Origin of the sequence: Staphylococcus sp. AtDRG32, from assembly GCF_004365845.1 — a bacterium.
GTDB classification, from domain to species: domain Bacteria; phylum Bacillota; class Bacilli; order Staphylococcales; family Staphylococcaceae; genus Staphylococcus; species Staphylococcus hominis.
On sequence record NZ_SODE01000004.1, the window covers coordinates 149754 to 163408 of the forward strand.

Genomic DNA, 13655 nt, shown 5'->3' on the forward strand with positions numbered 1-13655 from the left:
GCACTAAGAGGACAGAACTTTTCTGTCCTCTTAGTGCTTTATTGTGTTATTTTAAATTTCGTTTTCCATAATTAAATCCATGTCTATTACATTACCATTAATAAAGTCATGGTGTCCTGTAATTTTAAATCCTTGCTTTTTATAAAAGTCAATGGCAGAAGGATTATTTTCCCAAACACCTAACCATATTTTTGATTTATTATACTCCCTTGCTTTATCAATAGCTAATTGAATAAATTGACTTCCTCTTCCTCCACCTTGGTAATCCTTATCAAAATAAATGCGTTGAATTTCTAAATATTGATCACCTTTTGGTTCAGTTTGTGTTTCATTAATATTTAATTTTAAATAACCAGCAATCTCATCATCTACCTTATAGAAATAGTGAAATGATTGGTGATGTTCGATTTCTGATAATAACTTCGTTTCATTATAGTTTTCTTTAAAAAATTTTTTAAAGTTTTCATCAGTATAACTACCTTTAAAAGTATCATAAAACGTTTTTTCTGCAATTTTTCTTAACTCACTTACATTATCTTTTTTAATTTCTTCAATTTCTTCTTTCATATTTCCCCTCTTTTTATTGTACTTATTTTTCTCAAAACCAGATAATATCTTATTCCTTATCAAACACATTTCAAACACTATATTAAATTATTTTTTTATAAATTAAAATATGTATTGATAATAATTATCAATAAGTATAAAGTAAAGATAGACTATATTAAAGTGAGGTGTTTAAGATGTTTCATGAGTTATTTATATTAGGCATGGCTGGACCTACCAGTTTAGTCATTATTAGTATTGTTGCATTAATTATTTTTGGTCCTAAAAAATTACCACAATTTGGTAAAGCGATTGGCAGTACTTTAAGAGAATTTAAGTCTGCAGCTGAACACATTGATTCAGATGAGGTGGAGGAAACACCCAGTAAACATTCTAAACAACAGCGAGACAAATCAAACTAGTTCGACCTTACTCGAACACTTTGAAGAATTAAGGCGACGTTTAATTAATATACTTATTTCATTTTTAATTACTTTGCCGTTAGTATACATATCATCTAAATGGTGGATCACAACTTTTGTTTACCATATTAAACGCACTCAAGTTGTTTTACATACTTTTTCATTCACTGAAATGATTCAAATCTATATACTAATCATTAGTTTTGTAACTTTGTGCTTAGTTCTTCCTATTATTTTCTATCAATTATGGGCATTTATATCACCAGGGCTTCATCAACGTGAACGTTTTTTTATTTATAAATATAGTTTATTATGTACTGCGTTATTTATCATTGGTGTCGGTTTCGCCTATACTATCGGATTTCCATTAATTATAAAATTTTCATTAACATTATCGAAAACAATGTATATTCAACCAGTGATTGGTTTTAATGCTTATTTACATGAATTAATAAGGTGGTTATTTATATTTGGTGTCGTCTTTCAATTACCTATGTTTTGTATGGGACTAGTTAAAATGGATGTAATAGATATTAAACAATTACACCAATATCGCAAATATATTTATTTTACTTGTTTCATTATTGCTAGTATTCTTGCACCACCAGATATCACTTTGAATCTATTTTTGACTTTACCACTCATTATTTTATTTGAAATAAGCATTCTTTTAACTAAAATAACTACTCGACATTAATGAATTCGAATCAAATGCAAAAGTCTCAAACGAGTAAATTAATCTACTCGTTTGAGACTTTATTTTCAATTTAGATATGATGCTTTGTTTTAGTATGTTTTAAAGTGAAATAAGCAATTAATAGTATATAAATTAATTGTGCACTCATCGTTTCAATACTTGGATAAAAACCAATGATATTAAGTGTTGGAATATGCTCAATACTATGTTGTGTTATCATTCCAAGTAATTGTAATTTTTGAATACTAATTCCTAACATTTTAAATGCCATAATAAATATTAAAATAGAAAGTACTCTAAAAATAAAATATATAGGTATCAATCGTATAACTGTTTTGAATAACAATGTAAATATGATTAATATAACAATGGCTAGTATAATTCCTATAACAAAATCTAAAGTTTTTATACTTCCCATCATTCCCATATAAAAGATAATGACTTCAACGCCTTCTCTCAAAACGGATATTAATCCAATTGTACCTAATAATGCTAAGTTTCGATTACTTATTGCATGGTGATACATTTGTTGAATCATATCATTCCATCGCTTAGCACTTGAACGTCTATGCATCCATATACCCACAATATACATTAAAACAACTGCTATTATTCCTAGCGCTGCTTCCATACCTTCACGTAATAATCCATTATTTCCTAGTACTTGAATAAAGATAAATGCTAATGCGAGACTTAAAATCAAACCTAATATAGCGCCACCAATGACACTTGTTGTCCCTTTAGTGTCTCTAACCTTTCTGGTCATAGTTGTTAATGTCAATATGATTAATAATACTTCTAATCCTTCACGTAAAAATATAATCATTACATCTATGGATGAATATGCGTCTTCACTTACAGTATCTTTAATTTCAGAATTTATTTTTATTAAACTTTCTTTAATACGATCTTTATTACTACTATCTAAAATACTTTGATAATATGGAATTTTATCTTCAATTTTTGTATATAAACTACTGTTTTTAGTTTGAATTTTGCCTTCAACATAAGGCCATATTTGTATAAATTTAGTCAGTGCCTCATCTGATTGTTTTAACTGATGACTCTCGATACCTTTGATTGCTTTCTCTAATTCAATATTAAGTTGGGTAACTTTATATTGATTTTTTTCAGTATTTGATTGCTTTTTATCAACAGTATCAATACTTGTTTTAAATGTCTTCCAAGCATTATCTACTTTTTTTATGTCTAATGGTTCTTTTTGAATAGCTACACGCAACTGCATCAAGTACACTTCTATTTGTCCATATTTATTTTCATCATAATTTCTGATGGCCGTTTCATGTTTTTTCCAAATTTGATTTAACATATTATTAATAGACTGTAATTTTGATCTATCTTTATTTTTTACAGCTTCTTGAATGATATTATCTTTTGCGTTAATTTGTTTTTTTAAATTTCTAATATCTTTATCAATATCATCAGTCGATACAGAACTTTCGTAAACGATGAGAGATTTTGTTAATTCTGATAACGAGTCGATTTGTTTATTTGTAGTCGTTGCTTGATCAATCATATGAAGTTTCGATTTAACATCTTTTCCTTTTTTATTTCCTTTAATATTTAAAGACATTATTTTATGTTTTACTTCATTCAACACGTTTTGTTTTTCGTTATAATTTAATTGTTTGTGCTCTAATGTCCATTTCGCATCAGAGATAGCTACATACGCATCATTTAATTGACTATCATTTGCAACACTAACTGAAGTCAATGAAAACAAACGTGTAATAATGATTAAGAGAGTAACTATCGATATCTTAACTAAATAGTGTTTCACCGATATAGCCTCCCTTTTGTATCCCTGGTAATACAAGAAATGATGCAGAACCTCGATGTGTGATATATTCGTTTAATTTATCATTGTGTCCTAAATTATTTTGAATATCGATAAACTGTTGAATAGATTTTTGGAAACAAATAAACATGAGTCCAGTATCTAAGTCACCTGTTTTAGCATTTGTACCATCATTATAATTATATGCTCTACGTTTAATAGAAGTTTTTACTTCACGAGCTAAACGCGTATGCGCATTCTCATCGATAACATACTTACCCTTATTATTTTTTGCCTTTAAATCAATATTATCGAATTCTTTCTTACCTGTTAGAGGGGCACCTGTAGAACGTTTACGACCAAATGTTGCTTCTTGCTCTTCTAATGCAGTACGATCCCATGTCTCAATATGAATTTGGATTCGTCTTATAACGCAATACGTCCCATTTTCTGCCCATCCATTATCAATGAATACATATTTTTTCAAGTCGTTATTGTTTCGTGGATTAACTGTACCATCTTTAAATGCCATCAAATTTCTTGGTGTTTCATTTTTTTTAGTAGAAATAAAACCATGTTGTGACCAGCGAATTTTAATGATGTCTCTAAAAGGTCGTATTAAGTTATGTATGGCATGAAAAGTAACTTGAGGATCATTTGAACAAGCTTGAATCATAATATCTCCATCACTATACTCTTCATCTAATTGATCATTAGGAAAATGAGGTATATCTCTAAAATCAAATGGAATTTTAGATGATAATCCTATTTTTTTCAAAAAAGACTTACTCACGCCATATGTTAAAGTGAGTTTGCTAGCATCTAATCCTATTGATTCACCAGTATCTACAGGTGGTAATAGTGTATTGTTACTATTTTCCCCAATAATAGCACCGTCAGTCATACTAACAGACATTTGAGTCCATTTTTTAAACATATCTTTAATTAATGTTTGATCTTTGGACTTTAAATCTAATGCAATGAAATTACAATTTTTTTGAGTTGGTGTAGTAATACCAGCTTGAATATGTCCATAAAATTCATATGACTCGTTTTCTTCACTTTCAGGAGTATCAAACATAGATTTAAACGAAAAGATACTGCCTACACTACTTGCTCCAATAACAGCACCAGCACTTCCTATACCTAGTAACTTTAAAAATGAACGTCTAGTCATTTGAGGGTGATTTTTATGATTTATATTACTCATTCTGTAACCACAGCCATTTTACTTAATGGTTCTCCTAGTGAGTTAACTGCATCTGATAACGCTTTTCTATCTTCTTTAGTTACTGCACTATAATCTTTATAACCATCATTATTTTTATATTTATCAAGTAATTGATTCACTTTATTAAAATTATCCATAATTGTAGAACTCAATTTTTTGTCTTTCTTTTCTAATTCAGATTTAAATAATTCATAAATTTTTTGAGCACCTTCGATATTTGCTTTAAAATCATATAAATCGGTGTGAGAGTATATCTCTTCTTCTCCAGTAATTTTTGATGTAGATACTTCATTCAATAAATCCACTGATCCTTGTAGCATTAACTTAGGTGTAATATCTAATGTATCTACTTTAGCATCTAATTCTTTAGCATCTTTTAGTAATTTATCAGCATCCTTCTTAGTCATTTCATCTATTTTATTTTCTTGATAAAGAGATTTTTCAATTTTATGATACCCTGTCCACTTATCTTCTTTTTTCTCTTCTTTCATATCAGCTAGGCGGGCATCGATTTTAGGATCTAAATCGCCAAATGCTTCAGCTACGGGTTCAGAACGTTCATAATACATGCGTACTTTAGGATACAAAGATTTTGCTTTTTCAATATCATCTGCTTTTATTGCAGATACAAATTCTTCAGTTCCTTTTAAAAACTGATCTAACTGTTCATTTGTATATTTTCTATATTCTTTAGCTGCTTTCTGTAATGCTACTTTATTCTCATTTGTAGATTTTTTTGAAGTTTTCTCATTAGCATTATCGTGATTATTATGACCACAAGCTGTTAATAGTAGTGATGATGTTAGTAAAATAGTTGGTAATTTCTTCATAATAAATTCACCTCATTAAAATTTAGTGATTATCTTTTGATGTTAAATATTTTAAAATGTATATTCTCTACATCTAAATTTTAAAATTACAGTTTTGTATCTCTATCAACATGATTATTATCAAGTGATAATCATTATCAGTAAAATTATATATTTATGCTGTTTTACTGTCAATATAATTATTTTTTTATCAAAATATAGACTATTTTATATTTAATTTATATAAACTTTTTAACTTAATGACTCGTTTAAAATGTGGTATGGTTATTTAGGATATGCAATTAACATCTAATTTTTTATTTTTAAGGAGTACGATTTTATGAGTGTAAATTTCAAAGCGTTTATGGTTGAAAAAGATAATGATGGCACTGTCACAAGTGATTTCAAAGATTTATCAATCAATGATTTACCTGAAGGTGAAGTTTTAATAAAAGTTCAATATTCTGGTATTAATTATAAAGATGCCTTAGCCACTGTTAAAGATAGCGGTGTACTTAAATCATATCCAATGGTTCCTGGAATTGATTTAGCAGGTACAGTTGTAGAATCTGATGATCCTACAATCGAAAAAGGTGAAGAAGTTATTATTACTGGCTATGATTTAGGTGTCAATCATTACGGGGGATTTAGTGAGTATGCCCGTGTTAAATCAGATTGGATTGTTAAATGTCCTGAAAATCTAACACTTGAAGAAGCGATGATTTATGGGACTGCTGGTTACACAGCTGGTTTAGCAATAGAAAAATTAGAAAAAGCTAACTTTATGACACTTGAAGGCGATAAAGTACTTGTACGTGGCGCTTCTGGTGGTGTTGGGTCTTTAGCTGTAATGATGTTAAATGAACTTGGTTATAAAGTTGTAGCAAGTACTGGAAATAAAAAAGCTACGAATAAATTAAAAGAATTAGGAGCAAGAGAAGTTATCGATCGTATTTCTGAAGATAGTAATGAAATATTAGGAAAAAGAACTTGGCAAGCTGCTATTGATCCTTGCGGTGGTCCTGGAACACCTTATATAGCAAAGCATCTAACAAATGGTGGTGGTGTTGCATTAATTGGTATGACTGGAGGTAACCACTTTGAAACTTCAGTATTTCCATTTATTCTTCGTGGTGTAAGCGTCGTTGGACTTGATTCAGTTATGACACCAATGAAATTACGTCAACGTGTATGGAGAAGATTAGCAACTGATTTAAAATCTAATAAATTACATGAAATTAAAAATACAATTGCTTTTAAAGATTTAAAACATTCTATTGAGACAGTACTTAATCATGAGAACGCTGGAAGAATTATTATAGATTTTGAAGCATAGTTCATATTTATTTAATAAAAAAGAGCAAGAAACCCAGTTTATAGTGGTTTCCTGCTCTTTATTTTTAAAGATACTAAGTTATATCTTTTTTATCTTTTATTCTTGTTATTTTTTTGTTTTTTTCTACGATTTTTTAATACTAATCCTAGACCAACTAATAGTGTCATTAATTCAATCTCTAATTGAATAGATGTACTTTCTGAACCAGTATCAGGTAATCTATGTGATTTAGATAAATGACTGTTATTAGATTGAATACCGTCAACATTTGATTGATTTTGATTATTGTTTTTATTGTTATGACTTAAGATGTTTTCAATTTTATCAATATCAAGCATATTCAATTTGTCCATTAATTGTTGGATAATTGAACCGATATCATCAATATGTGATTTATCAATTTCTTTTAACGTATCACGTCTAAGTTTTTCAAGATAATCAATTAATTTAGCTTTTTGTTCATCTGTTAAATCTTTGCGTGCTTTAATTTCTTTAATTTTATTATCTATTAACGCATTAGTAATTTCTTTTGCAACAATTTTCGCTATATTATCTTTGCCCTCTTTAAGTTTACGGTTAATTTCATTGATGTCATTGGCGTTATCAATGTTTTCAAGCGCTTTTTGTAAAGCTTTATCTATTTCAGCTACCACTTTTTGTTTCTGAGCATCAGTTAAGTTAGAATTATTTAGAATTTCTTGATGTTTTTTATTAGCAAAATCAATAATTTCTTGTTTAGCCAAAATTTTAGCATCAATTAATGCTTTTAATTTATCGATTTCTTTTTGAGTATTATCTTTAATCTTATTAAGGTCTGTTAATGTAGTTGCATTATTAATCTGACCTTTTGCATTTTCAAGAAGACGCTCTAATTTAGATTTAAGTTTTTCTTTATCTTCTTTAGAAAGGTTAGGATTGTTGTCAATTTCATCTTTCAATCGGTTAACTTCATTTTCTAACTCTTCTAAAGCTTTTTGTTTAGCTAATTCAACTTGATGTTTTCCATCTAAATCATATTTTGCTTTTTTAATATCTTGAATTAATTTATTAATTTCTTCAAGTGATGCATTTGTGCCAATACCTTTATTTATTAAGTCTTCAGCTTTTTTAATAAGTTCATCGTAAGCGGATTTTTTATCTGGTGAAGCTTCTGAATAATTAACAGAATGCTTGATATCTAAATTATCAGCTATTTCATCAATTAAATGTTTCATAGCTTTATCCACTTCCTTAGCTTTATTAATAATTATATCTAAATTATCACGTGAATTTTCATTATCTATCATATTGTTAAACGCATCTTTTTGCGCATTGTTCAAATGTTTTAAGCTTTCCAATATGTGTTTAACATTATTTATAGCATTTTGTAATTTTTCTACACCATTTAAATTATTTTTAGCATCAATTATCTTATCTTTAAGTTGATTTATCACGCTAGGATCAATAATAGGATTTTTTGCATCATTAATTAGTTTTTCAGCTTCTTTTAGAGCATCATCATAGGTATCTTTTTTATCTTTATCTCCATCAGTATAATTAATACTTGCTTTGACTTTATCTTTTTCAGCGATGTTTTCTTTTAATTGTTTCATCGCATCATTTAATAAATCAGTATTATGTTTAATATTTTCTAATTCATCAGAAGTTGTAGAAGCTTTTGTCTTTTCTATTAATTTATCCTTTTGAGCATCTGTTAAATCAGTTTGTTGTTTAATTTTTTTAATAATAGCATCATAATCTAATATTAAGTCATGTTTAGCTTGTTCAAGTTCATCTTTAGCACGTTTCACATTTTCGATAGTTTTATTAATTTCATCAACTGTTGAAGTTGGGTTATCAATAACTTTTTGTGCATTAGCTAATGTATCTTTTGCTTGGCTTAATTTATTTCTATAATTTTCAACAGAATCACTAGTCATATTTTTAGTTTCAGGCACCTGATTAATGCTTGTTTCTAAATTGTTTTTAGCATTATTCAATAAAGTTTTGTCTGGAACTAAATCATGTTTAGCTTGTTTTAATGCAACTGTAGCTTCATTTACTTTAGCTATTGCTTGCGCAATTTCCCCAGATGTTGCATCGTCATTTTCAATCACTTTTTGTGCATCTCTGCTTACTTGTTCTGCCTCTACTTTCTTAGCTTTATAATTATTCGCAGTTACTTCTGTCATTCCTGGTGTTGGATCTTGTTCTGCCGTTGCTTCATCAAGTTGGCGTTTCGCTTCCACTAATCCACTGTTATTTTCTTTGTCGTGAAGTAAACTAATGGCATTGTCTAACTTAGGTTGTACCGCATCTATTTTTGCGATAGCTGCTGTCACTTGGGCTGGTGTCGCATTGTCATCATGAATCACTCTATCTGCTTCTGTTTTTGCTGCTTCAAGTTCATCATGAATTTTAGTCATTTCATTATTGTATGCAGTGACGCTCGCTGGTTTCTTACCTTCGGTAACACCTACATGATTTAATCCTGGGCGTTTTTGTTCTAGCACTGATTTATCTGCTTTTAATGCATTTTTCGCTTCAGTTAAATGAGTTAATGCTTCTTCTACTTTTGCTTTCTCATCTCTAATTTCTTCAGCTGTCGCATCACCGTTGTTAATCACACCTTGGGCTTCTGCACTAATTCGCTCTGCTTCTACTTTTTTCGCTCTATAATTATCTGCTGTTGCTTGCGTCATTCCTGGTGTTGGATCTTCCTCGCTAGTCGCTGCATCTAATTTCGCTTTTGCTTTCACTAATTCACTGTTGTTTTCTTTGTCGTGAAGTAAACTAATGTCATTATCTAACTTAGGTTGTACCGCGTCAATTTTTGCGATAGCCGCTGTTACTTGTGCTGGTGTCGCATTGTCATCATGAATCACTCTATCTGCTTCTGTTCTTGCTGCTTCAAGTTCATCATGAATTTTAGTCATTTCATTATTGTATGCAGTCACGCTCGCTGGTTTCTTACCTTCGGTAACTCCCACACGATTTAATCCTGGACGTTTTTGTTCTAGCGCTGACTTATCTGCTTTTAATGCATTTTTTGCTTCAGTTAATTGAGTTAATGCTTCTTCTACTTTTGCTTTCTCATTTCTGATTTCTTCAACTGTCGCATCACCATTATCTATTACTTTTTGAGCTTCTGAACTAATTCGTTCTGCTGTTGCTTTCTTCGCTCTATAGTTATCTGCTGTTGCTTGCGTCATTCCTGGCGTTGGATCTTCCTCGCTAGTCGCTGCATCTAATTTCGCTTTTGCTTTCACTAATTCACTGTTATTTTCTTTGTCATGAAGTAAACTAATGGCATTATCTAACTTAGGTTGTACCGCGTCAATTTTTGCGATAGTCGCTGTTACTTGTGCTGGTGTCGCATTGTCATCATGAATCACTCTATCTGCTTCTGTTTTTGCTGCTTCCAGTTCATCATGAATTTTAGCCATTTCATTATTGTATGCAGTCACACTTGCTGGTTTCTTACCTTCGGTAACTCCTACATGATTTAATCCTGGGCGTTTTTGTTCTAGCGCTGACTTATCTGCTTTTAATACATTTTTTGCTTCAGTTAATTGAGTTAATGCTTCTTCTACTTTTGCTTTCTCATTTCTAATTTCTTCAACTGTCGCATCACCATTATCTATTACTTTTTGAGCTTCTGAACTAATTCGTTCTGCTGCTGCTTTTTTCGCTCTATAGTTATCTGCTGTTGCTTGCGTCATTCCTGGTGTTGGATCTTCCTCGCTAGTCGCTGCATCTAATTTTGTTTTTGCTTTCACTAATTCGCTGTTATTTTCTTTGTCGTGAAGTAAACTAATCGCTTCAGTAAGTTTTGGTAAGACTGCTTTCACTTTGTCTAATGCTTCTTTCACTTCTGCTGGTGTTGCTTTTTCTTTATTTAACACTTCTTGTGCTTTCGTCTTAGCTTCTTCAATTTCACTTTGTATTCTTCCTAGAGCTTCATTATAAGCAGTGATGCTTGCTGGTTTTTTACCTTCGGTAATGCCACGTTGATCTAATTCTGGAAGTTTATGTTGTAATTCTGTTTTATCTGCTCTTAAATCATCTTTCGCTTGATTTAATGCTGTTAATGCTTTTTCTACTTTTGCTTTTGCTTGAGCGATTTCTTCTGATGTCGCATCACCATTGTCAATCACGCTTTGCGCTTCTGCACTAATTCGCTCTGCTGCTGCTTTTTTCGCTCTATAATTATCTGCTGTTGCTGGCGTCATTCCTGGTGTTGGATCTTGTTCTGCCGTTGCTTCATCAAGTTGGCGTTTCGCTTCCACTAATTCACTGTTATTTTCTTTGTCGTGAAGTAAACTAATGGCATTATCTAACTTAGGTTGTACCGCGTCAATTTTTGCGATAGCCGCTGTTACTTGTGCTGGTGTCGCATTGTCATCATGAATCACTCTATCTGCTTCTGTTTTCGCTCCTTCAAGTTCATCATGGATTTTAGCCATTTCATTATTGTATGCAGTCACGCTCGCTGGTTTCTTACCTTCGGTAACACCTACATGATTTAATCCTGGACGTTTTTGTTCTAGCACTGACTTATCTGCTTTTAATGCATTTTTTGCTTCAGTTAATTGAGTTAATGCTTCTTCTACTTTTGCTTTCTCATCTCTGATTTCTTCAGCTGTCGCATCTCCATTGTCAATCACGCTTTGGACTTCTGAACTAATTCGCTCTGCTTCTGCTTTTTTCGCTCTATAATTATCTGCTGTTGCTGGCGTCATTCCTGGTGTTGGGTCTTGTTCTGCTATTGCTTCATCAAGTTGACGTTTCGCTTCAACTAACTCACTATTATTTTCTTTGTCGTGAAGTAAACTAATCGCTTCAGTAAGTTTTGGTAAGACTGCTTTCACTTTGTCTAATGCTTCTTTCACTTCTGCTGGTGTTGCTTTTTCTTTATTTAACACTTCTTGTGCTTTCGTCTTAGCTTCTTCAATTTCACTTTGTATTCTTCCTAGAGCTTCATTATAAGCAGTGATGCTTGCTGGTTTTTTACCTTCGGTAATGCCACGTTGATCTAATTCTGGAAGTTTATGTTGTAATTCTGTTTTATCTGCTCTTAAATCATCTTTCGCTTGATTTAATGCTGTTAATGCTTCTTCTACTTTTGCTTTCTCATCTCTAATTTCTTCAACTGTCGCATCACCATTATCTATTACTTTTTGAGCTTCTGCACTTACTTGTTCTGCTGCTGCTTTCTTCGCTCTATAGTTATCTACTGTTGCTTGCGTCATTCCTGGTGTTGGATCTTGTTCTGCCGTTGCTTCATCAAGTTGACGTTTCGCTTTCACTAATTCGCTGTTATTTTCTTTGTCGTGAAGTAAGCTAATGGCATTATCTAACTTAGGTTGTACCGCGTCAATTTTTGCGATAGCCGCTGTTACTTGTGCTGGTGTCGCATTGTCATCATGAATCACTCTATCTGCTTCTGTTTTTGCTGCTTCCAGTTCATCATGAATTTTAGTCATTTCATTATTGTATGCAATCACGCTCGCTGGTTTCTTACCTTCGGTAACTCCCACATGATTTAATCCTGGACGTTTTTGTTCTAACACTGACTTATCTGCTTTTAATGCATTTTTTGCTTCAGTTAATTGGGTTAATGCTTCTTCTACTTTTGCTTTCTCATCTCTGATTTCTTCAGCTGTCGCATCACCGTTGTTAATCACACCTTGGGCTTCTGCACTAATTCGTTCTGCTTCTGCTTTTTTCGCTCTATAGTTATCTGCTGTTGCTGGCGTCATTCCTGGTGTTGGATCTTGTTCTGCCGTTGCTTCATCAAGTTGACGTTTCGCTTCAACTAACTCACTATTATTTTCTTTGTCGTGAAGTAAACTAATGGCATTGTCTAACTTAGGTTGTACTGCATCTATTTTTGCGATAGCCGCTGTTACTTGTGCTGGTGTCGCATTGTCATCGTTGATGACTCTATCTGCTTCTGTTTTTGCTGCTTCAAGTTCATCATGAATTTTAGCCATTTCATTATTATATGCAGTCACGCTTGATGGTTTCTTACCTTCGGTAACACCTACATGATTTAATCCTGGGCGTTTTTGTTCTAGCGTTGACTTATCTGCTTTTAATGCATTTTTTGCTTCAGTTAAATGAGTTAATGCTTCTTCTACTTTTGCTTTCTCATCTCTGATTTCTTCAGCTGTCGCATCACCATTGTCAATTACGCTTTGGGCTTCTGAACTAATTCGCTCTGCTTCTGCTTTTTTCGCTCTATAATTATCTGCTGTTGCTGGCGTCATTCCTGGTGTTGGATCTTCCTCGCTAGTCGCTGCATCTAATTTTGTTTTTGCTTTCACTAATTCGCTGTTATTTTCTTTGTCGTGAAGTAAGCTAATGGCATTGTCTAACTTAGGTTGTACCGCGTCAATTTTTGCGATAGCCGCTGTTACTTGAGCTGGTGTCGCATTGTCATCATGAATCACTCTATCTGCTTCTGTTTTTGCTGCTTCCAGTTCATCATAAATTTTAGTCATTTCATTATTGTATGCAGTCACGCTCGCTGGTTTCTTACCTTCGGTAACTCCCACATGATTTAATCCTGGACGTTTTTGTTCTAGCACTGATTTATCTGCTTTTAATGCATTTTTTGCTTCAGTTAATTGAGTTAATGCCTCTTCTACTTTTGCTTTCTCATCTCTGATTTCTTCAGCTGTCGCATCTCCATTGTCAATCACGCTTTGCGCTTCTGCACTAATTCGCTCTGCTTCTACTTTTTTCGCTCTATAATTATCTGCTGTTGCTGGCGTCATTCCTGGTGTTGGATCTTCTTCGCTAGTCGCTGCATCTAATTTCGCTTTTGCTTTC

General features: G+C 32.0%; 8 protein-coding genes. 3 read left to right on the forward strand and 5 right to left on the reverse strand.

Going from position 1 to position 13655, the window contains the following annotated elements:
* Positions 1 to 51 precede the first annotated feature (51 nt).
* Positions 52 to 567, reverse strand: coding sequence for a GNAT family N-acetyltransferase (locus BDW25_RS07790; protein WP_133945326.1), 516 nt, complete (start codon positions 565 to 567; stop codon positions 52 to 54).
* Positions 568 to 743: 176 nt separating this feature from the next.
* On the opposite strand from BDW25_RS07790, the gene BDW25_RS07795 reads away from it, so the two are divergent.
* Positions 744 to 968, forward strand: coding sequence for a twin-arginine translocase TatA/TatE family subunit (locus BDW25_RS07795; protein ID WP_002454954.1), 225 nt, complete (start codon positions 744 to 746; stop codon positions 966 to 968).
* Positions 910 to 1665, forward strand: coding sequence for a twin-arginine translocase subunit TatC (gene tatC / locus BDW25_RS07800; protein WP_071859962.1), 756 nt, complete (start codon positions 910 to 912; stop codon positions 1663 to 1665). The genes BDW25_RS07795 and tatC overlap by 59 nt, the downstream gene beginning before the upstream one ends.
* Positions 1666 to 1735: 70 nt before the next feature.
* Here the strand turns inward: tatC and BDW25_RS07805 are convergent, their stop codons facing one another.
* Genes BDW25_RS07805 through efeO form a run of 3 tightly spaced genes read right to left on the reverse strand, consistent with a single transcriptional unit; the run spans position 1736 to position 5524 of the window.
* Positions 1736 to 3466: an FTR1 family iron permease gene (locus BDW25_RS07805; RefSeq protein ID WP_133945328.1), complete on the reverse strand. Its 1731-nt coding sequence runs from the start codon at positions 3464 to 3466 to the stop codon at positions 1736 to 1738.
* Positions 3447 to 4673, reverse strand: coding sequence for an iron uptake transporter deferrochelatase/peroxidase subunit (gene efeB, locus BDW25_RS07810; RefSeq protein ID WP_133945330.1), 1227 nt, complete (start codon positions 4671 to 4673; stop codon positions 3447 to 3449). The genes BDW25_RS07805 and efeB overlap by 20 nt, the downstream gene beginning before the upstream one ends.
* Positions 4670 to 5524, reverse strand: a complete 855-nt coding sequence (efeO, locus tag BDW25_RS07815; RefSeq protein WP_133945332.1) for an iron uptake system protein EfeO — start codon at positions 5522 to 5524, stop codon at positions 4670 to 4672. The genes efeB and efeO overlap by 4 nt, the downstream gene beginning before the upstream one ends.
* Positions 5525 to 5843: 319 nt before the next feature.
* Here efeO and BDW25_RS07820 point away from each other — a divergent pair, with 319 nt between their 5' ends.
* The gene (locus BDW25_RS07820; RefSeq protein ID WP_002448474.1) at positions 5844 to 6839 is read left to right on the forward strand and encodes an acrylyl-CoA reductase family protein; all 996 of its coding nucleotides are present in this window, start codon (positions 5844 to 5846) and stop codon (positions 6837 to 6839) included.
* Between the two features lie 89 nt (positions 6840 to 6928).
* Here BDW25_RS07820 and BDW25_RS07825 read toward each other — a convergent pair.
* Positions 6929 to 13655: DUF1542 domain-containing protein (locus BDW25_RS07825; protein ID WP_133945334.1), on the reverse strand; the 6727-nt coding region annotated here is incomplete at its 5' end.

What these genes read in the sequence shown, in the direction of transcription:
- BDW25_RS07790 (WP_133945326.1), bottom strand. Translation starts at nt 567, where the DNA reads ATGAAAGAAGAAATTGAAGAAATTAAAAAAGATAATGTAAGTGAGTTA.
- BDW25_RS07795 (WP_002454954.1), top strand. Translation starts at nt 744, where the DNA reads ATGTTTCATGAGTTATTTATATTAGGCATGGCTGGACCTACCAGTTTA.
- tatC (WP_071859962.1), top strand. Translation starts at nt 910, where the DNA reads ATGAGGTGGAGGAAACACCCAGTAAACATTCTAAACAACAGCGAGACA.
- efeB (WP_133945330.1), bottom strand. Translation starts at nt 4,673, where the DNA reads ATGAGTAATATAAATCATAAAAATCACCCTCAAATGACTAGACGTTCA.
- efeO (WP_133945332.1), bottom strand. Translation starts at nt 5,524, where the DNA reads ATGAAGAAATTACCAACTATTTTACTAACATCATCACTACTATTAACA.
- BDW25_RS07820 (WP_002448474.1), top strand. Translation starts at nt 5,844, where the DNA reads ATGAGTGTAAATTTCAAAGCGTTTATGGTTGAAAAAGATAATGATGGC.